Raw genomic sequence first — 21,737 nt, forward strand, 5'->3', positions numbered from 1 at the left:
AACGAGGCGATTTCGTAACAGACCCTGGCTAAAATGTCACACTGGCCCTGGGTGTGGGAGGTGCTTTTCGGTGAGCGTCAGAATCCTTTTGTCACCGGCGGTGTGGACCAATTAGTTTGGCTCACAAAGTTGCGAGGGACACACCCATGGCCAGACCTGCAGCACAGATCGAGTTTCCCGCGAACTCCAACGTCGTGTCCCTGCGGCTGTCCTTCCTGCCGCGCCACCGGGAGTACCTGCTGCGCTGGCTGCAAGCCGGGGCCTCGATGGGCCTGTGCGACGTCGACGTCTCGCCGCGTGCCGCGTCGAACCGCGAGCCGGTGACGCTCGAGCATGTGCTGGTCTGGGTGCGCGAGAACGCCGACCCGGCATACATGATCCGTCCCGAAGGGATGCGCTGGCTGGTGATCGACCATGTCCGCAACCACAAGCTCGGCAGCTTCGCGAGCTTCGAGGCGGCGCTCTACTGCATCCGGCCCGTCCTCTCCTGCGGGGCCATCGCCGCCGCCTGATCCTGGAAACGCCTGCTGCTGGCGATCCGACGCGCCGTTTTTGCGCTCCGGTGCTCACGGCCGAGAAGGCCGCTCCGCTCCGGTGCTCAAAACGTCACGCCGGCCGCGGCCCTGTGGGCCGCTCTCGTCCAGCATCAGGCGTTTCTATCTTGGTGGCTCTCTAAGTATTCGTGTCGCCTAGCGAGACCGGGGCTGGCTGGATGATGCTGGCGCCGCCGCCGGGCTGGATCTGGAAGATGGCGAGGCCGCGGCGCACGTGGCCGTCCGGCTGCAGGGCAAAAATCCCGTCCACCCCGGCGAACCCGTCCCCGCGGGTCAGCGTGTCGACGCCGTAGCCGCCGCGCTGCGACAGGCTGCCCGCCAGGGCCGCCGCGTCGTATGGGATGTCGGCCAGCGGCCGCGGTGGCTGGCCAAACTTCTTTTCGTAGAGGGACGCAAAGCCGCGCCGGTCGCGCGGATCCGGCCCGGCGAACCAGGCACCTTCCAGCGCATGCAGCTTGCCGGCGAAGGCGCCCCACAGCAGCGGTCCCATGATCCGCACCTGCGACGGCGAGACGTCGTAATAGGCCAGGACCGAGATCACCTCCTGCAGGCCGATGCCGGTATCGGCGAGCAGCAGCGCATCGAACGGCGGCGGCGGGATCGGTGTCTGGCCGAGTGCCGCCGCCGTGGCGCGCACCGCCGGATCCTGGCTGGCCTTGGCGTCCTTCACCTTCTGTTCGATCGCCCCGCGCCGGTCGGCGAAGTCCGACAGCGAGCGCATCGCGGCATTCACGCTCTCCATGCTCTCGCCATGCTGCGCGACCACCGGCGCCGGCAGGCCGGCATCCGAACAGGCCTGCCGCAACGCGTCCGTCATCGAATGGCCCAGCGCGTTGTCCGGCAGCAAGGCCGCGATCCGGTTGCGGTTGTCAGCCTTCGCCGCCGCCACAAGCCGTCGCACCTGCTGCTCCGGTGTCACGCCCATCACCCAGATGCCCGGCTGCGCCTGTGCCAGGTCGCTGGTGAAGGCCAGCATCGGCACCCCGGCGGCATGTGCGATCGGGGCTGCCTGCGCCGTGTCAGCCGAGGTGAGCGGACCAAGCAGGATGCCATCGCCGCCGCCGAGTGCCGCCTGTGCCGCGCGTGCCGCACCGCCCGGGGCGTCCCCGGTATCCTGCGGATCGAGCGCCGGAGCCCCCGGGGCATCCAGTGCTAGTTGCGCCGATTTCAGCATGGCCTGGCCGAGCGGCGCATTGGCACCGGTCAGCGGCAGCAGCAACCCGACGCGGGTGCTGCGCGACCCCGCCTGGTCGGCTCCCGGGCTGCCCTGGTCGAACGGCGGCGGCTGCGACGTGCCGCCGAACATGGCCATCGGCCCGGTGGTGCAGGCCGCGAGCCCGGCGAGGCATGCCAGGGTCGCGACGCGGATGGCGGTCGGGACTGGACGGGGCGTCCCCGTCCGCGCGAGGAACATCCATGTCCGACGAAGCATCCTCGACTCCCCAAAATTCTTCTCAGGTCAACCCTGGCGCGCCGGATCGGGCCGGTCTTCAGTCGGCAGGTCCCCTGCCAGGTTTCCAGTCGGCAGGTCCCCTGCCAGGTTTCCAGTCGGCAGGTCCCCTGCCAGGTTTCCAGTCGGCAGGTCCCCTGCCAGTCGGTCTTGTGCTCGTATCGACACCGATCGGCAACCTCGGGGACCTGAGTTTCCGGGCCATGGCTGTCCTGCGGCAGGCCGACCTCGTGCTCTGCGAGGACACCCGGGTGACCAGTCGCCTGTTCGGGGCGCACGGCATAGCGACCCGCCTCGAGGCGCTGCACGAATATAACGAGCGGCAGCGGGTGCCGCACCTGGTCGCGATGCTGAAGCAAGGCAAGCGGCTCGCCCTGGTGTCGGATGCCGGCACACCGCTGCTGTCGGATCCCGGCTACCGGCTGACCCGCGCCGCCATCGCCGAGGGCGTCCCGGTGACCGCGACACCCGGCCCGAACGCCGCGATCATGGCCCTGACACTGTCGGGGCTGCCGCCGCATCCGTTCCTGTTCGTGGGGTTTCCGCCACCCCGCGGCACGGCTCGCCGGGAGGGCTTCTCGGTCCTGCGGGCCGCCGAGCAGGCCGGCCTGTCGGCGACGCTGATCTGGCATGAGGCGCCGCACCGGCTTGCCGAGATGCTGGTCGACCTGGCCGAGATGTTCAAAGACCGCGACGCGGCCGTGGCGCGTGAGTTGACCAAACGGTTCGAGGAGGTGAGGCGCGGGACGGTGAGGGATCTGGCGACGCACTACCAGGGGGAGCCGGCGCGCGGCGAGATCACCGTCCTCATCGGCCCGGCACCGGCGGCCGCGACCGGCACGGACAAGCTCGACCAGGACCTGCTGCAGGCGCTGGAACGGCACTCGGTCAAGGATGCCGCAAGCCTGGTCGCCGGAGCGACCAACCTGCCGAAACGCGTCGTGTATGCGCGCGCCCTCGAATTGAGCCGGACAACGAAATAGGGCGGCAGCCACCGGCTACCGCCCCTGATCTCGTCACGCGCCCGGAGATCAGCGCTTGAGGCTGTCGGCGGCGTCCCGGAGCGTGTCCTTACCCTTGCCGACGCCTTCCTGGACCTTGCCGCCGGTGCGCTCGACCTTGCCCTCGGCTTCGAGGCGCTCGTTCCCGGTGAGCTTGCCGGCACCCTCCTTGAGAGCACCCTTCACCTGGTGACCAATGCCCTCGGTGCGGTCTTTATCCATCGTCTCTCTCCCATGAGTGGCAGACGATGAAAACAACGCACGCTGGCGATCGTGGTTGCCCCGCCTGAGCCTGGTGGCCTGCTCACTCGGCGGCGGTTCGTCCCTGCTCGCAGGGCAGCACGCGCAGGTCCTCCGGCAGCCCGTCGCCGCGTACCCGCGCCCGCACGGCCCGTCCGAATGCCATGAAGATGGCCCGCGACAGCGGATCCACCTCGAAATCGTATTCCGGGTGCCATTGCACCCCCAGCGCCAGTCCGCTCGCCAGCGTCACCCGCACGGCCTCGATCACGCCGTCCGGCGCCATTGCCTCGACGCTCAGCGGCGCGGCCAGGCGCTCGATGCCCTGGTTATGCAGCGAGTTCACCCGGATCACCTGCTGGCCGCCGGCCAGGCGATGCAGCAGGCCGCCATCGGCCAGCGCCACGTCGTGCGCCTTGCCCCGCCGGATCGCGATATCCGCGTGGTCCTGGTTGGAGTGGTTGAGACGGGCCGGCAGGTCGCGCAGCCGCTGATGCAGCGAGCCGCCCAGCGCCACGTTGAGCTCCTGAAAGCCGCGGCAGATCGCGAGCACCGGCAGGCTGGCGGCGATCGCGGCGCGGGTAAGCGGCAAGGTCACCGCGTCGCGCATCTGGTCCTCCGGCGTGCCCGCCAGATGCGGGACGCCGCCATACTCGCCCGGTGAGACATTGGACTGGCTGCCGGTCAGGATCAGCCCGTCGAGGCGGTTGATCAGGGTCTCCACATCCACCGCCTCGCCGTTCGCCGGGATCAGCACCGGAACTCCGAGCACGACGCGGTCCGTCACCTTCACATAGGTGTCGGACGCAGCATGGTTCTCGATATCGAACGGCCCGAAATACTTGCGGCAGGTGGTGATACCGATCAGTGGCTTCATGGCCCTGATGATGGCCAAGGATCCGGGCGATTTGAAGGTTTACCTGCCGGTGTCGAGCATTTCTGAAGTCTAGCCGCCCTGCTCGCCGATGCTGGTGTCGAACAGGGTCTGCGGCAGCGGCTGACCGAGGCGGGCGTCGTAGAGGTCGACACGGGTCTCGCGGCCCTGCGCGTCGAGCACGCTCCAGGACCGCAGCGCGAGCGGCTGGTCGGAGAAGATCAGCGTCAGGCTGCCGTCGCCGGGCGAGGCGGTCCGCACCAGGGTGATCTGCAACTGGCCGCCGGCGTGATGGAACGCGGTCACGGTGACATCGCCGGACAAGGTCAGGTTGGCGCGCAGCAGCAGGCCGACCGGCGTCTTGTCCAGCGGAACGTCCGTGGTCTGCTTCAGCTCGCTGTCGTTGAACACCAGCTTGCCACCGCCGGCCACCAGCAGCAGCGGGCTCGGCTTGGCGTACTCGAAGCGCATCCGGCCGGGACGGTCGAGCCAGGCGGTGCCCTGCGTGGTGCGGCCGTCGGGCGCGATCTGCAGGAAGCGCGCCTTCAGGGTGGTGATCGCGTTCAGCGTGTCCTGCACGCGCTGCACCCAGCCCCGGTCGGCCGGCGTCAGGCTGGCTGCGACCGGCGTCTGGGCGGCCGCGGGGTCCGGCCTCGTGGCGCCCAGGGCTACGAATAGGGCGGCAAGCAGCACCATGAGCTCCCGGGACGGGCGCATCTCAGCGGCCTCCGGTATGAGCGAGATGGTCCGCGATGCGATCGCACGCGGCCTGCAGGCGATCCTCGGCCACCGCGAAGCAGAGCCGCAGGCAGCCCTCGCCGGCCGGTCCGAAGGCCCGCCCCGGGGCGAGGCCGACATGCGCGCCATGCAGGAGCGAACGCGCCAGCGCCAGGCTGTCCGTGCAGCCCTCGACTGCGAAGAACGAGTACATCGCGCCGCCGGGAACCGGCACCGACACCCCCGGGATAGAACCGAGCCGCGCGCAGGCGAGGTCGCGCATCGCCCGGTAGCGCGCCATGGTGGCGGCAATGAACGGCTCGCCCTGCTGCAGCGCCGCGATGCCGGCCAGTTGTACGAAAGGCGGCGTGCAGGACGTGTTGAACTCGCTGATCTTCCCCAGCGCCGGCATCAGCGTGCTGGGCGCATTGATCCAGCCCAGCCGCCAGCCGGTCATCGCCCAGCTCTTGGAGAAGGAGTTGATCGAGACCAGCCGGTCGTCTGCGTGCGCGATGTCGAGAAAGGCCGGCGCGGCAGGCTGGTCGAACACCACGCGCTCGTACACGTCGTCGGCGAGGATCCAGATCCCCAGGCGCCGGCCATGCGCCAGCAGCACCTCCTGCTCGGCACGCGACAGCATCCAGCCGGTCGGGTTGGCCGGAGCGTTCAGCATGACCATGCGGGTGCCGGGGGTGAGTGCCGCCAGCAGCTCGTCGAGGTCCACCGACCAGGCGGGCGACCAGGCCGCACCGCGCAGCCGCAACGGTACCGTCGCCACCTCGGCGCCGAGCACGCGCGAGATGCCGGCGAGATTGGGCCAGAACGGCTCCGGCAGCACCACCCGGTCGCCTGGGTCGAGCAGCGCCTGACAGGCGAGCATGATCGCGTTCACGCCGGAGGCGGTGACGCAGACGCCGTCGAAGCGGACACTCCGGCCAAGCCCTGACTGATACTGCGCAATCGCGGCGCGCAGTTCGTCGATGCCGAAGTTCGAGTTGTAGAAGGTCCGGCCGGCATCGAGCCCCTGCTTGGCGGCCTCGCGGATGAAGCCGGGCGTCACCACGTCCGGCTCGCCGAACCAGAGCGGAATGACATCCTCGAGCCCGGCGCCCTCGGCGAACACGGTCCGGATGAGCGAGCCGTCCAGCCCCTCCATCGCGGCGCGTGCAACCGCCGGGTAGGACATCAACTGATCCATCATGATGTCCTAATGCCGGAAATGGCGCATGCCGGTGAACACCATCGCGACCCCGGCGCGATCCGCGGCGGCGATCACCTCCTCGTCGCGGACCGAGCCGCCGGGCTGGATCACCGCGGTGGCACCCGCGGCGATGGTCGCCTCCAGGCCGTCCGCGAACGGGAAGAAGGCATCCGAGGCCACCACGCTGCCCTGCGCCAGCGAGACGGCCAGGCCTGCCGCGTGCGCAGCCTCCTGGCTCTTCAGGGCGGCGATCCGCGCGGAATCGACGCGACTCATCTGTCCGGCGCCGATGCCGACGGTGGCGCTGTCCCTGGCATAGATCACGGCGTTCGACTTGACATGCTTGCAGACACGGAACGCGAAGATCAGGTCATCGAGCTCCCGCGGGCTCGGTGCGCGCCGCGTCACCACCCGGAGCATGTCGCGATCGATGCGGCCGCTGTCGCGGTTCTGCACCAGGAAGCCGCCGGCGAGCGAGCGCCAGACCAGTCCGCCGGCTGCCGGGTCCGGCAGGCTGCCGGTCAGCAGCAGGCGCAGGTTCTTCTTCTTCGCCAGCACCGCGCGCGCCGCCTCGGTGGCGTCGGGTGCCGCGATCACCTCGGTGAAGATCGCCGCGATGCGCGCCGCCGTGGCCTCGTCCAGCGTCCGGTTCAGCGCCACGATGCCGCCGAACGCCGAGACCGGATCGCAGCGCAGCGCGTTGTCCCACGCCGTCTCGAGCGTATCCGCCGAGGCGACGCCGCAGGGGTTGGCGTGCTTGACGATCACCACGGTGGGCCGCTCGAACTCGCAGGCGGTTTCGAAGGCGGCGTCGGTGTCGTTGAGGTTGTTGTAGGACAGCGACTTGCCCTGCACCTGCCGCGCGGTGGCCACTCCGGGACGGCCACCGCCGTCACGATAGAAGGCTGCCTGCTGGTGCGGGTTCTCGCCGTAGCGCAGCACCTCGGCACGGGTGCCGGAGAGGCCGATCCGGAGCGGGAAGCCATCCCCGCCCTCGTGCGCGAACCAGGCCGCGATGGCGACGTCGTAGGCGGCGGTGAGGGCATAGGCCGCGGCCGCCCAGGCCTTGCGATCGGCGCTGGTCGTACCGCCGGACGCGGCGAGCGACCGGATCAGCGCCGGATACTGCGCGGGATCGGTCAGGATCGCGACATGGGAGTGGTTCTTGGCGGCCGCCCGGATCAGCGCCGGGCCGCCGATATCGATGTTCTCGATGCAATCGGCGGCCGCGGCTCCGGACGCCACGGTCGTCTCGAACGGGTAGAGGTTGACGCAGACGAGGTCGATCGGAGCGATCGCATGCTCGGCCATCTGCGCCTGGTGCGCCGGCAGGTCGCGACGTGCGAGGATGCCGCCATGGATCTGCGGCACCAGCGTCTTGACGCGGCCGTCAAGGATCTCCGGGAAGCCGCTATGCTCGCTGACCTCCTTCACCGGCAGTGCGGCCGCGCGCAGGGCGCGCGCGGAGCCGCCGGTGGAGAGCAGTTCGGCGCCATGCCGCACCAGCGCCTCGCCGAGTGCCACCAGCCCGGCCTTGTCCGACACCGAGATCAGCGCGCGGCGGACCCGTACGATGTCGGGCGCGGCGTCAGCCGGGACGCCGGCGGCGGGGATCGCGGAACTCATGCAGGCGGCCTTCCGTGGCGCTAGTGTCCTGCCTCCGAAATTCGCTCGCGAATTTTGGAAATGAGCAAGCCACTATCTTGTTGATAAGCCTAGTGTCCCGAACCAGAAGTCCTACGAACTTCTGGTTCGGGACACTAGAGACTGATTCACGTCTCAGGCTGAATCAGCCTGAGACGTGAATCAGTCTCTAGATCAATCTGGTAGAGCAAGACCGGCTCAACTTGAGCCGGTCTTGCTCTAGAAGGCGCCATCTATCCCGCGTGCCCGGCCTGCACAAATGCCCGTCTCGGAACCCTGCCGTGACCGATCCGAAGACCTGGCGCGGCAACGCCGAGCGGAACGACGCAGATGTGTCCGTCCGGTCGCTATGCCGAGAACTCCTCGACCAGCCGTGCGATCCGGTCAGGATCGACCTCGTCGCTGACACGGCGGGCGAACCGCCTGCAATCATCGAGGCTGACCGCGCGTACCGCCTGCTTCACCCGCGGCACCGCCGACGCATTCATGCTGAACGAGCGCAGCCCCAGCCCCATCAGCAGAGGCACCACCCGGGGATCGCCCGCGATCTCGCCGCAGAGCGAGACCGGGCGGCGCAGACGCAGAGCGGCGGCGGTGGTATCGGCGATCAACCGGATCACGGCGGGATGCAGCGGATCGTACAGCCGCGCCACCGCGGACGCGCTGCGATCGACCGCCAGGGTGTACATCGTGAGGTCGTTGGTGCCGATGGCCAGGAAGTCGGCCTCCAGCGCCAGCGCCTCCGCATTGATCGCGGCCGCCGGGGTCTCGATCATCACGCCGAGCGGGGGCGGCCGGTCCGGCAGCTTCACCCCCTTGCGGCGCAGCCGCCGGAACACCCGTTCGTAGATCTCGCGCGCCGTGCGCAGTTCGCCCAGCGAGGTCACCATCGGGAGCAGGATGCGCGTAGGACCCGCGGTCGCGGCGCGCAGGATGGCACCGAGCTGCGTTTCCAGCACAGTCGGATGCAGCAGCAGCAGGCGAAGGCCGCGCAGGCCAAGGGCCGGGTTGAGATCGACATCGCCGGAGAAGAAGCCGGCATTGCCGAGGGCCTCGCTCTGCTTCTCGCCGCCCCAGTCCAGCACCCGGATCGTCGTGCAGTCCTCGCCCATCGCCTCGATCACCTCGCGATAGACCATCTCCTGGGCGGCCTCGTCGGGCAGCGTCCCGGCGTTGATGAACAGGAACTCCGTGCGCAGCAGCCCGATGCCGGCCGCACCGGACTGGGCGATCAACGGCAGCTCGGCCGGAATTTCGAGGTTGGCCTGCAGCTCGACGCGCTCGCCGCTGGACAGCTCCGCCGGCAGCCGGCGCAGCCGCGCCAGCTTCTGCCGGGTGCGGGCATAGGCGGCAACGCCGCGCCGCGCCTCCGCCAGCGTCGCCGGCTTCGCATCGATGACCACGGTGCCGGCGGCACCATCGATCACCGCCGCCGCCCCGGCCTGCGAAGCGGCGGCCCGGGCGGCGGCGGCGACACCGGACGCGCCGAGCACTGACGGGATGCCCAGCGCGCGCAGCATGATCGCCGTATGATCGGCGTCCCCGCCCTCGTCGGTGGCAACGCCGGCCACGCGCGAGGGATCGATCAGGGCCGCATCGGCCGGTCGCAGCTGTTCGGCGACGAGCACGGAGCCGGGCGGCAGGTTGGCGAACGACCGGTATGGCGCATTGGTGAGGTTGCGAACGAGCCGTCGGGCGATCTCGCGCACCTCGTCGGCGCGGCGGTTGGCGGCGGCCGCATCCTCGGTATCCGCGGCCGTGCCGACCGGCGCCTGCAGCCGCTCGGCGAGGGCTTCCGCCTCGGCCAGCACACCGGCCTCGGCGCTGGCCAGCTCCTGCTGGATGCGGCGACGGGTGCCCCGCAGCAGGCGGGAGGGCCCGAGCATCTGGCGGTATGCGTCCAGCAACGGCGCGATCTCGTGCTGGGTCTCCTCGGGCAGCATGGCGAGGCGTGCGCGCACCTTGTCGAGCTGCTTGAGGGAACGTGCGACCGCCTCGTTCAGGCGAAGCTGCTCGGCCTCTTCGCAGCCCGGCTCGATCCGGAGTGCCACGGAGGGGGCCGGTGCCTCGGTCGCCATGGCGACCGGCCCGATGGCGATGCCCGGGTAGATCGCAACGCCGCTGAAGCGGCGCTCCGGCGGAGCCTTGCGCCGGCGCCCGGCAGCCTTGGGTTCAGTCCTGCTCATTGAAGCCGCACTCGACCAGCGCCACCAGCGCGTCGAGGGCTTCGCGCGCATCCCAGCCCTCGGCGATCAGCTCGATCGTCGAGCCGCGCCCGGCTCCGAGCATCATCAGGCCCATGATCGAGCGCGCCGCGACAAGTTCACCCTCGCGCGCCACTTCGATCATGGCCCCGAAGCGCTCCGCGGTGGTGACGAACTTGGCGGCCGCCCGCGCATGCAGGCCGCGCTGATTGACGATGGTGACGATGCGATGGACCGCGTCGCCGCCTGACGCCACGCGAGCAGCCTCATCCTCTCCGGCCACCGGGACGGTCCTCAGCCTGCGACGGGCGCCAGGACCGGTGGCGATTCCGGGCTCACCAGGCTGTTGCCGCAACACGCGGCGCCGCCGAGGCAGCTCGAGGGCAGATGCGACGCCGCCGCGATATACTTGCGCCCGGCCATCTCGGCGATGTCGGTGCATTCCTCCAGGGTGCGCTGCGAGCGCACCTTCGCCAGCTTGACCAGCATCGGCAGGTTGACCCCGGCGATGACCTCGACGCCGCCGCGCTCCATGGCAGCGATGGCGAGATTGGACGGCGTACTGCCGAACATGTCGGTCAGCAGCATGACCCCGTCGCCGGTATCGACCCGGTCGATCTCCGCCTGCAGCGCCTTTCGGCACCCTGTGATCTGGTCCTCGGCGCCGATGCTGAGCGTGCCGACCTGCTTCTGCGGCCCGACAACATGCTCCATGGCAGCGCGCATCGTCTCGCCGAGTTCGCCGTGGGTGATCAGGACCATCCCGATCATGATGTCGTACCCGGCCTGGCCAGTTCACGATGTCTCACGATGATCGGCGACCTGACATGACGGAGAGCTTCATCCCGAACCGGTTGTTCATTCGCATCCCAACTGCCGCGGGCAGGGTCGCCTCTCAGCAACCTCGCCAGCGCCTCGACCAACGCCACAGAGCGGTGCCGACCACCGGAACAGCCCACCGCGACCGTGGCGTATTTTTTTCCCTCGGTTACGAAACGCGGCAATACCAATCGCAACAGCCCATGGATCTTGTCCAGGAACACCTGATAGTCGGGATCGGTCATCACGTAGGAGACGACTGCGTCATCCAATCCGGTCATTGATGACAATCTGGTGTCGTAGAACGGGTTACGCAGGAATCTTGCATCGAAAACCATGTCGGATTCGCGGGGCAGACCTGCGGGAAACGCAAAGGAGGTGAGGGATAGCGTCAGACCCTGTCCATCCTCTTCCGACCCGGCGCCGAACCGCGCCTCGACCAGGCGGCGCAGCTCCGGCGGCGGCAGTTCGGAGGTGTCGAGTACCCAGTCGGCGTCGCTGCGCAGCGGCGCGGTCAGCGCGATCTCGGCGGCAATGCCGTCGGCGACCGCGCCGCCGCGGGCCATCGGGTGGCGCCGGCGGGTAGCGCTGTAGCGACGCAGCAGCACCGCCTCCTCGGCGACGGCAAACACCAGTTCCGGCCGGAGCGATAGATCGGTGCGCAGCATCGCCAGAGTGCCGAGCAGGCTGGCCGTGTCGAAGCCGGTGGTGCGCACATCGACCCCGATGGCGAGCGGACCGGTGCTGCGCTGGATGATGCCGTCGATCGTCGCCAGCGGCGGGTTGTCGACCGCCTCGTGGCCGAGATCCTCCAGGATGCGCAGGATCGAGGATTTCCCGGCGCCGGACAGGCCGCTGACCAGGACGACACTGCGCGGATCCGTCATGCGAAAGCGCCTGTCTGCATCAGTCGCGGATCGCGCAGGCAGGCCAGGGCGCGCGCCACGAACAACGGCGCGGAGGCCGGACGCGGATCGAGGGCCAGGAGCGGAAGCTCGTGGAACTGCCTCGCCATCCGAGGCGGCAGCCGCTCCGGCACCGCCGGCGAGAGCTCGAATGCGAGTGCCAGCCGGACCGGCGCCTCATAGGCGTGCCGCAGGATCCCGAGGCCGCGCATTTCGATCAGGCCTTCGAGACCCGGCACCGGCGCCGCCTTGCCGGCCTCGATCACGACGCGGTCGTCGGCGACCAGGGAGAAGCCGCGATCGAGCAGGCGGAGCAGCAGGTCGGACTTGCCGCTTCCGGACGGCCCGAGCAGCAGCACCGCAGCGCCGTCGAGGGACGCACAACTGGCATGGAGCTCTCTTCTCACCCGCTGAAGCTAGAGCAGCATCCGGGCACATGAAAATTGTCCCGGGTGCCATGCAATCGATAAAGCTGCTCCCGGCGCGGCTCTGCGGCTCCCTGTTCCGGAGATCGCCGCAAGCTGACCAAATAATGATTGCCGTTTCATGAAATGTGACGCAATTGTGAGCTTCCGGCATAGAGGTCCATCATGATGCTAGTGAGGCCGGCGCCAAAAGCCCGGACGGCCATGATGTCCGGGACGTTCGCGCCCGCCGCGATCGAGCATCGGAGCCGCCAGGGCCGGCCACGCGAGGTCGAGATACGCAAGGTCACCGGGTTCGACCGCGGCCAGAACGGCTTCTCGCGCCGGCTGTCGGACCAGTGCCGGCAGGCGCTGCGCAATGGCGCCGACTCCCTCGCCACGACCGGGCTTTCGATGCAGGACGTGGTGCGCGTGGTCTATCTCGTGCACGACGCCGACGCCTTCCCGGCCTGCTTTCCGTATCTGCGCGACGCGTTCGGGGCGGCACGGCCGGCCGCGACCCTGCGGTTCGTCGATGGCTTCGAGATCGCCGGCATGCAGATCGAGCTCGAACTGTTCGCACGGGCGGCCGAACCGTCAGGCTGATCGTATGCCCAAGGCGGCGGCAGCGAGGTAGGCCGCCATGCTGAGGGCGCTGATCAGGAAACTGACCGGCCAGTCGGTGTACCAGGCGATGGCGATGCCGGACCACGCTACCGCCAGGGCCAGCACCGCCGACAGCAGCAGGCCGAGGCCCAGGCGGGCGGTCAGATGCTGCGCCGAGGCGGCCGGTCCGACCATCAGGGCAAACACCAGCAGGACGCCGACGATCTGCGCGCATTCCGCGGTCGCCAGCGCCACGATGGCCAGGAAGGCGACCGACACCAGGCGAAGGCTGACCCCGCGCGCCTCCGCCACGTCGGGTTGCACGCTCGCGAACAGCAGCGGCCTGGCAATGATCGCGAGGCAGCCCAGGCTCAGCGCGCCCAGCCCTGCGAGGCTCCAAAGCGTCGGCCGGTCCACCGCCAGGACGTTGCCGAACAACAGCGCCGTCGCCTGCGTGGCAAAGGCGGTGAAGAAATGCAGGAACAGCAGCCCCAGGCCGAGTGCGAGCGAGAGGACCAGGCCGATGGCGACATCGCGGTTGGTCACCCGCTCGCCGAGCAGGCCGATGCCCACGCCGGCCGCGACCGTCATGGTGACGAGGCCCCATAGCGGCGGCAGGCCAAGCAGCACGGCGCCGGTGGCGCCGGTGAATCCGACATGCGACAGCGCGTGCCCGGCAAAGGCCTGTCCGCGCATGACCAGGAAGTAGCCGACGAGGCCCGAGACCACCGCCACGATGGTCGCGGCGATGAAGGCGTTGTCCATGAACTGGTAGGCGAACATCAGGCACTCGCCTCGCGGCGCACCGGCCGGGCCGCATGGTCGGAGCAGGCATGGCCGGGGCCGCACTGGATGCCGCGCTCGAGGTCGTGCCCGGCGGACATCACGAAGATGCGGCCGCGCACATGCAGCACCTCGATCGGGGCACCGTACAGGGCCGACAGCACCGGACCAGTGATCACCTCGTCGACCGGGCCGAGCCGCGCACTGCCGCCGCCGAGATAGAGCACGCGGTCGAGCACCGGCAGCAGCGGGTTGAGTTCGTGCGCGCTGAACAGCACGGTGATGCCGAGCGCCTGCTGCACCCGCCGTACCAGCGTCACCACGGCGTCCGCGCGCGGCGGATCGAGGCTGATCAGGGGCTCGTCCAGCAGCAGCAGGCGCGGGCGGCCGAGCAGGGCCTGCGCCAGCAGCAGGCGCTGGCGCTCGCCGCCGGACAGGCGGTCCAGCGGACGATCGGCCACCGCCTGCGCATCGACCAGTGCCAGCACCCGTTCGACTTCCTGCCGGCTGGCGTCGCTCATCCATGGCAGACCCCAGCGACGGCCGCCGAGTGCCGCGGCGACGAAGCTGCGGCCGGACAGCGGAAACGGCGCCTGGCTGCGCGTCTGCGGCATGTAGCCGACGGCCGGATTGCCCCGCCGGACCGGCTCGCCGAGCACCTCGATGCGTCCCGCGCGCGGACGCACCAGGCCGAGCACCGCGCGCATCAGCGTGGTCTTGCCGGCGCCGTTCGGGCCGAGCACGCCGACGAACTCTCCGGGCTCGATGCTGAGGTCGACGCTGTCCAGGACCAGGCGGCCGCCCACCGCCAGGGCTGCATGCCGCATGCGAATGGTAGGCTGCGACTGGCTCATGCCGTGCCGTTCACGCCGGACGACTCATGGCTTGATGCTGGGCTCTTTGCTGGGACGCTTGCCGGAGCCGGCCGCTGCGAGCGCCTTTTCCGCAAGATCGAGCTCGCGGAGCATCCAGCTCTGGTATGTCAGGCCGGCGGGCTCCGTCTCGGTCACGCCGACCACGGGAATGCCAGCCGTCCTGGCGAGGCCGAGCAGTCGCCGCGCGGCATTGTCGATGGCCTGGCTGTTGTAGAACAGGACCGCGACCCGGTGGGAGCGCAAGTCGTCCTCGAAGGCGACGACGTCCGAGGTGCTGGGTTCGGCATCGTTCATGACCGCAACCTGGAAGCGCTCGTTGCGCATGACCAGCCCGAGCGCGTTCGACATCAGCCCGAACACCGGCTCGGTGGCGGTGACGCTGGTGCCCCCGAACCGTCTGCGGATCTCGGCGATGCGCCTCGTGACCGGCGCCAGCGACGCCAGGAAGCGGTCACGCGCCGCCGCATGCGCCGCGGCGCGCGCGGGCTCGCAAGCATCGAGGACCTCGGTAAGACCGCCGGCGAACACGACCATGGTCTGCGGGTCATACCAGAGATGCGGGTTGCTGCCAGGGCGGACCCCGAGCAGGTCGCCGACGACGATGTCATGCCGCCCGGCGGCTGGCGAGGCTGCAAGCAGGCCGCTCATCCAGGCGTCGTATCCGGCGCCGTTGGAGATCGTGATGGTGGCCCGGGACAGGGCGCGGGCCACCGAAGGACTGGCCTCGAACAAATGCGGATCCTGGTTGGGATTCGACAACACGCTGCTGACCTGGGCTCCCGCTCCGGCAAGCTGCGAGGCGACGTCTCCATAGACATTCTCGGCGGCCACGATACGCGGGGCCGCCACGATAGGGGGAGCAGCCGGGGACGCGGCGGCCCTGGCAGGCGGGGTGCGTGTGGACAGGACAGCGAACAGGCCGGCCGCCAGGAAGCGGGCAGTGACGGCAGCGGCAATACGACGCATCTTGTCCTCCGGGAAAGCCGCTCAAGATATATTATAACGTTTCATGTGGGAAGTGGTCATGGACAGCTCCGGCTATTCGCCTGAGATCGAGCAGCAGCTCGCCGCGGCGGCCCGGATCTGCGACCGCCGCGAGACGCGCCTGACCAGCCTGCGGCGGCAGGTCCTGGCACTGGTCCTGGACACCGAGCGTCCGGCGACGGCCTATGACCTGCTCGACCGCCTGCGCGAGCACCATAAGGGTGCGGCACCCCCGACGATCTACCGGGCGCTGGACTTCCTGCTCGAGCAGGGTCTGATCCACAAGGTCGAGCGGCTCTCCGCCTACGTGGGATGCATCCAGCACGGGCACGGCCACAAACACCTGGCGGAAGGCGATTCGGTGCATCATGCGGCGCAGTTCCTGATCTGCAGGCAGTGCGGCGCGGTCCTGGAACTCGAGGATGCCGTGATCGGGTCCGCGATCGGGGACGCAGCGCGACGCGTCGGCTTCCGGCCGCTGGCGAGCACCATCGAGATCGAGGGGCTCTGCGCGCGCTGCGCCGCCTGACGGGACCGCTCGGATCGGCCTGTTGCAGGAAGCGCAGGATGGAGGTCTCAAGTGGAGGGCTGATCGGCTACCCACGCATCCGCGCCCGCGCCTGCGGCTACAAGGCGGTCAGGGGCTGCCGATGAAGCTGCTGGCGAACAGGTCGAGCACGCGCGGCACGTCCACTCCCACACAGACGGACTGCGACGGATGCGGGTCCCAGGCGGTCGAGGGATACGGTGCGCGTTGCATCTTCTGGATCGTCTGCCCGGACGCCAGGCCGCCGCAGATGACACGCACCGGGCCCTGGCGGGTGGTGAACAGGGAAGGATCCACCGCATAGGCGACCGCCAGGCTATCATGCGCGAAGATGCCGTCCAGCTTGCGCGTCTTCTGGTGGAAGGCGAGGTAGCTGCGCGACACATCGTAGAGGAAGCGGCCCGACTCGCCGCCGGTATCGCGCAGACGCTCCAGAAGCGGTACGTCCAGCACCACCTCCTGAGTTACGTCGAGGCCGATGATGGTAACCGGCCAATGCGCCGTGAATACCGCGTCGGCCGCCTCGGGGTCGCCGGCGATGTTGGCCTCGGCAACCGGCGAGACGTTGCCGGTGTGGCCGTTGGTGCCGAACGCACCGCCCATCACCACGACGCCCTGCACCAGCCGGGCGATCTCGGGATCCTTGTCCAGGGCGCGCGCCAGGTTGGTCATCCGGCCGACGGCGATGATGGTCACGGTGCCTGGATTGGCGCGTATCAGATCGATCATCATGCGATGACCGCGCCGCCCGTCCGGCCGGCTGGTGATCAGATCCGGGATGGGGATGTCGCCAAGCGCGTTCTGGCCATGCACATGCTTGGCGTGGGTGCCGTGCTTGCCGAGCACGGTCACACCGGAACCCTGCGCGACCGGCGCCGCAAAGCCCAGCCGGTCCTTCAGGAACAATGCATTGCGGGTGACCGTCTCGATATCGGCGTTGCCCAGGACGGTGGTCACGCCGACCAGTTCCAGCTCCGGCCGGCGCGTCAGGAACGCCAGCGCCATCGCGTCATCCACGCCGGGATCAGTGTCAAAGATGACCTTGCGCATCGGCGTTCCCCAGCCAGAGCATGATACGACCAGTCATGCTCTGCTTGTCGTTTGATCAGCAGCTTTATCCATCACGCGGCATCGCAAAGCGATCCCATGTGATCGGATGCTGCCTCGAACGAAATCGACGCATGGCCGCCGGTTCACCCGAGCAAACCGCGATGTGGCTGCAAAGGCAACCGCAGCCTCGCACTTGGTGGTTCACCAACTCGGACGGCCTCCCGGCTTCAGGGAAGCGGGTTTTCAGGATGGCCGCCAGCCATCCGCCTTCAGCACCTCGCCGGCGAGGTAGAGGCTGCCGCAGATCAGGATGCGGCCCGGCTCGGACGCCTCCCGCACGATGCAAGCCAAGGCCTCCGCCACTGTCGGACCCGGCAGAGCCCGGCCGCCGCTCGCCTCGATGATCGCCTCGACGGGCAGCGCCATGTGCTGGTGCGGCTCCACAACCGCATGGATCGTGCGGGCATGACCCAGCAGGGGCCGCAGGAAGCCGGCGGCATCCTTGCTCTGCTTCATGCCGATGACCAGGTCGACCGGCCGGTCATGCCAGGTCGCGAGGACTGCACCGATCGCGACGCCGGCGCCGGGATTATGGCCGCCATCCAGCCAGAGCTCCCAGCCATCCGGAAGACCGTCTGCGAGCGCGCCCGAGAGGCGCTGCATGCGGGCCGGCCAGCTTGTGCAGGCGATGCCGCTCCAGGCTTGCTCCGGCACCTTCAGGCCGGCGGCACGCAATGCGGCGACGGCAAGCCCGGTATTCTCGATCTGATGCGGGCCGCGCAGCGCGCTCGTCGGCAAAGACAGCGCTCCGGCGTCGTCCTCGTAGCGCAGGCCGTCGCCGATGGATGTGATGCGCCAGTCCTGGTCCCGCCGCAGCAGGCGGGCCCGCTGGCGCCTGGCCTCCCGCTCGAGCACGTCCAGCACAGGCTCCGGCTGACGGCCGGTCACCACTGGAACGCCCGGCTTGATGATGCCGGCCTTTTCCGCCGCGATGGCTTCGATCGTCTCGCCGAGGAACGCCTCATGGTCCATCGAGATCGCGGTGATGACGGAGGCGGCGGCACTGGGCAGCACGTTGGTGGCATCGTATCGGCCGCCGAGCCCGACCTCGATGATGGCAAGGTCCGCGGGATGACGCGAGAACAGCAGGAAGCCAGCGGCGGTCAGCACCTCGAACACGGTGATGGCGTCGCCCTGGTTGACCCGCTCGATCTCCTCGAGCACCGACGTCAGTTCAACGTCGCTGACCAGTTGACCGGCGATACGATACCGCTCGGTGATGTCGACGAGATGCGGCGAGATGGTGACATGGGTGCGCCAGCCAGCCGCTTCCGCAATCGCACGCAGGGTCGCGCAGGTGCTGCCCTTGCCGTTGGTGCCGGCCACATGGACAACCGGCGGCAGCCTGCGCTCCGGATGGCCGAGCGCGTCCAGCAGGCCCTGCAGCCGCCCGAGCGACAGGTCGATCAGCGCCGGGTAGAGCCGGTGCAGGCGCTCCAGCACGGCACCGGACCGACCGACGAATTCCGGGCTCGCCCCAAGCGCCGCGGCAAGCCCCGGCGCCTGGCTCATTCTCCCCAACTCAGAGGCCGTTTGCGAATGCGCTACGGGGAGTCAGAGGCGCTAGCTTTGCGCCGTCCGGCGTGGCTTCCGAGAACCGGAGCGGAGCCGCCCCCTGGCGGTGAGCACCGGAAGCGCAGAAAGTCGCGTTGGATGACCGCCGTAGTAGCAGTCTCGAACGGTTCCTCATGCCGCCCGGGTGACCGGCGCGAGGTCCTGAGAAGTCTCGACCGGGTGGTCGAGCTTGCCCAGCAGGGCGATCAACCGGCCGAGCGTCTCGCGCAGCTCGCCACGCGGCACCACCATGTCGAGCATGCCGTGCTGCAGAAGGTATTCGGCGCGCTGGAAGCCTTCCGGCAGCGTCTCGCGTACCGTCTGCTCGATCACCCGCTGGCCGGCAAAGCCGATCAGGGCGTTCGGTTCGGCGATCTGGATATCGCCCAGCATCGCGAAGCTGGCCGTCACGCCGCCGGTGGTGGGATCGGTCATCACCACGATGTACGGCAGTCCTGCCTCGCGCACCATCTGCACGGCGATCGTTGTGCGCGGCATCTGCATCAGCGAGATCATGCCCTCCTGCATGCGGGCTCCGCCGGACGCGGTGAAGATGATCAGCGGCGCACGCTGCAGCACCGCAAGCTTCGCCGCCGCGACGACGCCCTCGCCGAGGGCGGCCCCCATCGTGCCGGCCAGGAACTCGAAGGCCATGATGCCGACCACCGCGTGGTGGCCGGTGATGGTGCCGTGCGCCACCACCAGCGCCTCGTCCAGATGGGTCTTGCCGCGGTTCTCCTTGAGGCGGTCGGTGTAGCGCTTCTGGTCCCGGAAGCCGAGCGGATCGACCGGCGCCTTCGGCAGCTCGATCCGGGTGAAGCTGCCCTCGTCGAAGGTCCAGTTCAGGCGCTCGTTGACCAGCGCCCGCATGTGGTGGCCACAATACGGACAGACCTTGAGAGTGCGCTCGAGCTCCTTGACGAAGATCATCTGGTTGCAGGCGCCGCACTGCGTCCAGAGATTGTCCGGCACCTCGCGCTTGCCGAGCAGGTTGCGTATCTTCGGGCGGACAAACTCGGTCAGCCAGCTCATCTGGTTCAGATCTCCGTGGACGTGAGGGCGAGGCGGGCGGAGCGGACCCCGTCCGCGAGTGCCTTGATCTGCTCCAGCACGCGCTCGACGGTCTGGGGACCGGCACGACCAAACTCGTCGAGCGAGGCTGCAAGGGTCTCGATCAGCGCGGAGGCCACCACCGCCGCGTCGGCGACACGCACGGCGCCGGCTGCCTGCGCCGGCGTCCGGATGCCGAAGCCGATCGCCACCGGCATGTCGGTGGCGGCACGCAGGCGCGGCAGGGCCGCCGCGAGATCGGTGTCGCTGGCGGAGCGGGTGCCGGTGATACCGGTGATGCTGACATAGTACACGAAGCCGGAGGCGCCCCGCAGCACGACGGCCAGACGCTCGGACGTGGTGGTCGGAGCCACCAGCCGGATGATGTCCAGGCCAGACGCCTCGGCCGGCGCTTCGAGGAGATCGGCTTCCTCGGACGGCAGATCGACGACGATCAGCCCGTCCACTCCCGCTGCCGCCGCATCCGCACAGAAGCGGGCCGCTCCATAGCTCTCGATCGGGTTGAGGTATCCCATCAGAATGACGGGCGTCGCGGCGTCGGTGGCGCGGAACCGGCGCACCATCTCGAGCACCCGGCTCAAGGTCGAGCCGCCGCGCAGGCCTCGCCAGGCCGCCGCCTGGATGATCGGGCCGTCCGCCATCGGATCGGTGAAGGGGACGCCGATCTCGATCAGGTCGGCGCCGGCCGCCGGCATGCCGCGCAGGATGGCGAGCGAGGTATCGAAGTCGGGATCGCAGGCCTCGAGGAACGGGATCAACGCACCGCGTCCGGCCCCGCCCCCGGCCTGGGCGAGTTCGGCAAAGCGCGCGCGGATCCGGTGCTGGTGTGTCACAGCGTGACACCCAGGTGCTTGGCCACCGTGAAGATGTCCTTGTCGCCGCGACCGGACAAATTCATCAGAATGATCTCGTCCGGGCTCATCCTCGGTGCGATCTTGGCGATGTGGGCCAAAGCGTGGGCGCATTCCAGGGCCGGGATGATGCCCTCGGTGCGGGTGCAGAGCTCGAACGCGTCAAGTGCCTCCTGATCGGTGATGGCGACATATTCGGCGCGGCCGATCTCATGCAGCCATGAATGCTCGGGACCGATGCCGGGATAGTCCAGGCCGGCGCTGATGCTGTGCGCCTCGGTGATCTGGCCCTCGCCATCCTGCAGCAAGTACGTGCGGTTGCCGTGCAGCACCCCGGGGCGTCCGCGAGTGATGCTCGCTGCCTGCTCGCCGCTGTCCAGACCCCGGCCGGCCGCCTCGACGCCGATCAGCCGCACCGCCGGGTCGTCCAGGAAGGCGTGGAAGATGCCCATGGCGTTCGACCCGCCGCCCACCGAGGCGACCACCGCATCCGGCAGCCTGCCCTCGGCCTGGTGCAACTGCGCGCGGGCCTCGTCGCCGATGACGCACTGGAAGTCGCGCACCATCGCCGGATAGGGATGCGGGCCGGCGACCGTGCCGATCAGGTAGTAGGTGTCGTGCACGTTGGCAACCCAGTCGCGCAGCGCCTCGTTCATCGCGTCCTTCAGCGTGCCGGCGCCGCTTTTGACCGCATGCACCTCGGCTCCCAGTAGGCGCATGCGGAACACGTTGGGCTGCTGCCGCTCAACATCGGTCGCTCCCATGTAGACGACGCATTGCAGGCCGAACAGCGCACAGACGGTGGCGGTGGCGACGCCGTGCTGGCCGGCGCCCGTCTCGGCGATGATCCGGGTGCGACCCATGCGACGGGCCAGCAGGATCTGGCCCATCACATTGTTGAGCTTGTGCGAGCCGGTATGGTTCAGCTCCTCGCGCTTGAGATAGATGCGCGCACCGCCAAGCTCGGCGGTCAGGCGACGGGCCAGCCAAAGCGGGCTGGGACGGCCGACATAGTCCCTGAGATGAAAGTCGAGGTCGCGCCGGAACGCCGGATCGGCCTTTGCCGCCTCGTAGGCCGCTTCGAGTTCCAGGATCAGCGGCATCAGGGTTTCGGCGACGAAGCGGCCGCCGAAGATGCCGAACCGGCCACGGGCGTCCGGGCCATGCCGCAGACTGTTCGCTCGATCGCTACTCGCCAGGTCGGCCAGGGCCGCCGTCACCCCTTGAGGTCCGCCAGCCATCGGGCGCGCCGACGCGGCGGCCGCGGACGCCTGCGCAGGCGCCTCGTCCGGTCGGGTTCCTGTCTCAACCTGCGTGTTCAAAGCGGCCTCCGGTGCAGCGAA

General features: G+C 69.1%; 23 protein-coding genes. 4 read left to right on the plus strand and 19 right to left on the minus strand.

The features are described 5' to 3' along the window. Positions 1 to 146: 146 nt before the first annotated feature. A complete protein-coding gene (locus ACQY4O_RS15795) occupies positions 147 to 512 on the plus strand; it encodes a hypothetical protein (protein ID WP_428377302.1) in 366 nt (121 codons plus the stop codon). A gap of 160 nt (positions 513 to 672) precedes the next feature. On the opposite strand, the gene ACQY4O_RS15800 is transcribed toward ACQY4O_RS15795, so the two are convergent. Further along, entirely contained in the window at positions 673 to 1,986 is a 1,314-nt protein-coding gene (locus ACQY4O_RS15800; RefSeq protein WP_428377303.1) for a penicillin-binding protein activator, read from the minus strand. On the opposite strand from ACQY4O_RS15800, the gene rsmI reads away from it, so the two are divergent. Continuing rightward, entirely contained in the window at positions 1,971 to 2,987 is a 1,017-nt protein-coding gene (rsmI, locus tag ACQY4O_RS15805; protein ID WP_428377304.1) for a 16S rRNA (cytidine(1402)-2'-O)-methyltransferase, read from the plus strand. The genes ACQY4O_RS15800 and rsmI overlap by 16 nt on opposite strands. Before the next feature lie 48 nt (positions 2,988 to 3,035). Here the strand turns inward: rsmI and ACQY4O_RS15810 are convergent, their stop codons facing one another. The 10 genes from ACQY4O_RS15810 to ACQY4O_RS15855 form a co-directional block, all read right to left on the minus strand. Next, positions 3,036 to 3,227, minus strand: coding sequence for a CsbD family protein (locus tag ACQY4O_RS15810; protein WP_428377305.1), 192 nt, complete (start codon positions 3,225 to 3,227; stop codon positions 3,036 to 3,038). A gap of 82 nt (positions 3,228 to 3,309) precedes the next feature. Then, positions 3,310 to 4,122, minus strand: a complete 813-nt coding sequence (locus ACQY4O_RS15815; RefSeq protein WP_428377306.1) for a gamma-glutamyl-gamma-aminobutyrate hydrolase family protein — start codon at positions 4,120 to 4,122, stop codon at positions 3,310 to 3,312. A gap of 69 nt (positions 4,123 to 4,191) precedes the next feature. Continuing rightward, positions 4,192 to 4,836 carry a LolA family protein gene (locus ACQY4O_RS15820; RefSeq protein WP_428377307.1) on the minus strand — a complete coding sequence of 215 codons (645 nt, stop codon included), beginning with the start codon at positions 4,834 to 4,836 and terminating at the stop codon, positions 4,192 to 4,194. A gap of 1 nt (position 4,837) precedes the next feature. Next, a complete protein-coding gene (locus ACQY4O_RS15825) occupies positions 4,838 to 6,022 on the minus strand; it encodes a pyridoxal phosphate-dependent aminotransferase (protein WP_428377308.1) in 1,185 nt (394 codons plus the stop codon). A 21-nt stretch (positions 6,023 to 6,043) separates the two neighbouring features. After that, complete coding sequence (purH, locus tag ACQY4O_RS15830; protein WP_428377309.1) at positions 6,044 to 7,663, minus strand: bifunctional phosphoribosylaminoimidazolecarboxamide formyltransferase/IMP cyclohydrolase; 1,620 nt, start codon at positions 7,661 to 7,663, stop codon at positions 6,044 to 6,046. Between the two features lie 365 nt (positions 7,664 to 8,028). Next, positions 8,029 to 9,867, minus strand: a complete 1,839-nt coding sequence (gene ptsP, locus ACQY4O_RS15835) for a phosphoenolpyruvate--protein phosphotransferase (protein WP_428377310.1) — start codon at positions 9,865 to 9,867, stop codon at positions 8,029 to 8,031. Next, on the minus strand, positions 9,854 to 10,168 hold the full coding sequence (locus ACQY4O_RS15840) for an HPr family phosphocarrier protein (protein ID WP_428377311.1): 315 nt from the start codon (positions 10,166 to 10,168) through the stop codon (positions 9,854 to 9,856). The genes ptsP and ACQY4O_RS15840 overlap by 14 nt, the downstream gene beginning before the upstream one ends. Before the next feature lie 11 nt (positions 10,169 to 10,179). Next, the gene (locus tag ACQY4O_RS15845) at positions 10,180 to 10,656 is read right to left on the minus strand and encodes a PTS sugar transporter subunit IIA (RefSeq protein WP_428377312.1); all 477 of its coding nucleotides are present in this window, start codon (positions 10,654 to 10,656) and stop codon (positions 10,180 to 10,182) included. Further along, positions 10,653 to 11,591: an RNase adapter RapZ gene (gene rapZ, locus ACQY4O_RS15850; protein ID WP_428377313.1), complete on the minus strand. Its 939-nt coding sequence runs from the start codon at positions 11,589 to 11,591 to the stop codon at positions 10,653 to 10,655. Before rapZ ends, ACQY4O_RS15845 begins: the two co-directional genes overlap by 4 nt. Then, positions 11,588 to 12,016, minus strand: a complete 429-nt coding sequence (locus tag ACQY4O_RS15855) for an HPr kinase/phosphorylase (RefSeq protein ID WP_428377314.1) — start codon at positions 12,014 to 12,016, stop codon at positions 11,588 to 11,590. The genes rapZ and ACQY4O_RS15855 overlap by 4 nt, the downstream gene beginning before the upstream one ends. A 222-nt stretch (positions 12,017 to 12,238) precedes the next feature. On the opposite strand from ACQY4O_RS15855, the gene ACQY4O_RS15860 reads away from it, so the two are divergent. Continuing rightward, positions 12,239 to 12,619 carry a Rid family hydrolase gene (locus ACQY4O_RS15860; RefSeq protein WP_428377315.1) on the plus strand — a complete coding sequence of 127 codons (381 nt, stop codon included), beginning with the start codon at positions 12,239 to 12,241 and terminating at the stop codon, positions 12,617 to 12,619. Here the strand turns inward: ACQY4O_RS15860 and ACQY4O_RS15865 are convergent. From ACQY4O_RS15865 to ACQY4O_RS15875, 3 genes are read right to left on the minus strand one after another with little or no spacing between them, the layout of a single operon-like run. Continuing rightward, positions 12,611 to 13,402 (minus strand): metal ABC transporter permease, encoded by a 792-nt coding sequence (locus ACQY4O_RS15865; protein WP_428377316.1) that lies wholly within the window; start codon positions 13,400 to 13,402, stop codon positions 12,611 to 12,613. The genes ACQY4O_RS15860 and ACQY4O_RS15865 overlap by 9 nt on opposite strands. Beyond that, on the minus strand, positions 13,402 to 14,229 hold the full coding sequence (locus ACQY4O_RS15870; protein ID WP_428377317.1) for a metal ABC transporter ATP-binding protein: 828 nt from the start codon (positions 14,227 to 14,229) through the stop codon (positions 13,402 to 13,404). The genes ACQY4O_RS15865 and ACQY4O_RS15870 overlap by 1 nt, the downstream gene beginning before the upstream one ends. A gap of 51 nt (positions 14,230 to 14,280) precedes the next feature. Further along, positions 14,281 to 15,243, minus strand: a complete 963-nt coding sequence (locus ACQY4O_RS15875; protein WP_428377318.1) for a metal ABC transporter solute-binding protein, Zn/Mn family — start codon at positions 15,241 to 15,243, stop codon at positions 14,281 to 14,283. Between the two features lie 58 nt (positions 15,244 to 15,301). On the opposite strand from ACQY4O_RS15875, the gene ACQY4O_RS15880 reads away from it, so the two are divergent. Next, entirely contained in the window at positions 15,302 to 15,790 is a 489-nt protein-coding gene (locus tag ACQY4O_RS15880) for a Fur family transcriptional regulator (RefSeq protein WP_428377319.1), read from the plus strand. A gap of 108 nt (positions 15,791 to 15,898) precedes the next feature. Here ACQY4O_RS15880 and ACQY4O_RS15885 read toward each other — a convergent pair whose 3' ends face one another. The 5 genes from ACQY4O_RS15885 to trpB form a co-directional block, all read right to left on the minus strand. After that, positions 15,899 to 16,858: a nucleoside hydrolase gene (locus tag ACQY4O_RS15885; protein WP_428377320.1), complete on the minus strand. Its 960-nt coding sequence runs from the start codon at positions 16,856 to 16,858 to the stop codon at positions 15,899 to 15,901. A gap of 243 nt (positions 16,859 to 17,101) precedes the next feature. Continuing rightward, positions 17,102 to 18,430 (minus strand): bifunctional folylpolyglutamate synthase/dihydrofolate synthase, encoded by a 1,329-nt coding sequence (locus ACQY4O_RS15890; protein WP_428377321.1) that lies wholly within the window; start codon positions 18,428 to 18,430, stop codon positions 17,102 to 17,104. A gap of 174 nt (positions 18,431 to 18,604) precedes the next feature. Beyond that, the gene (accD, locus tag ACQY4O_RS15895; RefSeq protein ID WP_428377322.1) at positions 18,605 to 19,504 is read right to left on the minus strand and encodes an acetyl-CoA carboxylase, carboxyltransferase subunit beta; all 900 of its coding nucleotides are present in this window, start codon (positions 19,502 to 19,504) and stop codon (positions 18,605 to 18,607) included. Positions 19,505 to 19,509: 5 nt separating this feature from the next. Beyond that, positions 19,510 to 20,376, minus strand: coding sequence for a tryptophan synthase subunit alpha (gene trpA / locus ACQY4O_RS15900; protein ID WP_428377323.1), 867 nt, complete (start codon positions 20,374 to 20,376; stop codon positions 19,510 to 19,512). Further along, complete coding sequence (trpB, locus tag ACQY4O_RS15905; RefSeq protein ID WP_428378220.1) at positions 20,373 to 21,635, minus strand: tryptophan synthase subunit beta; 1,263 nt, start codon at positions 21,633 to 21,635, stop codon at positions 20,373 to 20,375. The genes trpA and trpB overlap by 4 nt, the downstream gene beginning before the upstream one ends. Positions 21,636 to 21,737: the final 102 nt, after the last annotated feature.

It is taken from the genome of Lichenicoccus sp., from assembly GCF_965277665.1.
GTDB lineage: Bacteria > Pseudomonadota > Alphaproteobacteria > Acetobacterales > Acetobacteraceae > Lichenicoccus.

Coding starts and splice junctions, on each gene's coding strand:
- rsmI (WP_428377304.1), top strand. CDS start 1,971: ATGTCCGACGAAGCATCCTCGACTCCCCAAAATTCTTCTCAGGTCAAC.
- accD (WP_428377322.1), bottom strand. CDS start 19,504: ATGAGCTGGCTGACCGAGTTTGTCCGCCCGAAGATACGCAACCTGCTC.
- purH (WP_428377309.1), bottom strand. CDS start 7,663: ATGAGTTCCGCGATCCCCGCCGCCGGCGTCCCGGCTGACGCCGCGCCC.
- ACQY4O_RS15860 (WP_428377315.1), top strand. CDS start 12,239: ATGATGTCCGGGACGTTCGCGCCCGCCGCGATCGAGCATCGGAGCCGC.
- ACQY4O_RS15885 (WP_428377320.1), bottom strand. CDS start 16,858: ATGCGCAAGGTCATCTTTGACACTGATCCCGGCGTGGATGACGCGATG.
- ptsP (WP_428377310.1), bottom strand. CDS start 9,867: ATGAGCAGGACTGAACCCAAGGCTGCCGGGCGCCGGCGCAAGGCTCCG.
- ACQY4O_RS15890 (WP_428377321.1), bottom strand. CDS start 18,430: ATGAGCCAGGCGCCGGGGCTTGCCGCGGCGCTTGGGGCGAGCCCGGAA.
- ACQY4O_RS15865 (WP_428377316.1), bottom strand. CDS start 13,402: ATGTTCGCCTACCAGTTCATGGACAACGCCTTCATCGCCGCGACCATC.
- ACQY4O_RS15800 (WP_428377303.1), bottom strand. CDS start 1,986: ATGCTTCGTCGGACATGGATGTTCCTCGCGCGGACGGGGACGCCCCGT.
- trpB (WP_428378220.1), bottom strand. CDS start 21,635: ATGGCTGGCGGACCTCAAGGGGTGACGGCGGCCCTGGCCGACCTGGCG.
- ACQY4O_RS15880 (WP_428377319.1), top strand. CDS start 15,302: ATGGACAGCTCCGGCTATTCGCCTGAGATCGAGCAGCAGCTCGCCGCG.
- ACQY4O_RS15820 (WP_428377307.1), bottom strand. CDS start 4,836: ATGCGCCCGTCCCGGGAGCTCATGGTGCTGCTTGCCGCCCTATTCGTA.
- ACQY4O_RS15875 (WP_428377318.1), bottom strand. CDS start 15,243: ATGCGTCGTATTGCCGCTGCCGTCACTGCCCGCTTCCTGGCGGCCGGC.
- rapZ (WP_428377313.1), bottom strand. CDS start 11,591: ATGACGGATCCGCGCAGTGTCGTCCTGGTCAGCGGCCTGTCCGGCGCC.
- ACQY4O_RS15815 (WP_428377306.1), bottom strand. CDS start 4,122: ATGAAGCCACTGATCGGTATCACCACCTGCCGCAAGTATTTCGGGCCG.
- ACQY4O_RS15870 (WP_428377317.1), bottom strand. CDS start 14,229: ATGCGGCATGCAGCCCTGGCGGTGGGCGGCCGCCTGGTCCTGGACAGC.
- ACQY4O_RS15845 (WP_428377312.1), bottom strand. CDS start 10,656: ATGATCGGGATGGTCCTGATCACCCACGGCGAACTCGGCGAGACGATG.
- ACQY4O_RS15825 (WP_428377308.1), bottom strand. CDS start 6,022: ATGTCCTACCCGGCGGTTGCACGCGCCGCGATGGAGGGGCTGGACGGC.
- ACQY4O_RS15795 (WP_428377302.1), top strand. CDS start 147: ATGGCCAGACCTGCAGCACAGATCGAGTTTCCCGCGAACTCCAACGTC.
- ACQY4O_RS15810 (WP_428377305.1), bottom strand. CDS start 3,227: ATGGATAAAGACCGCACCGAGGGCATTGGTCACCAGGTGAAGGGTGCT.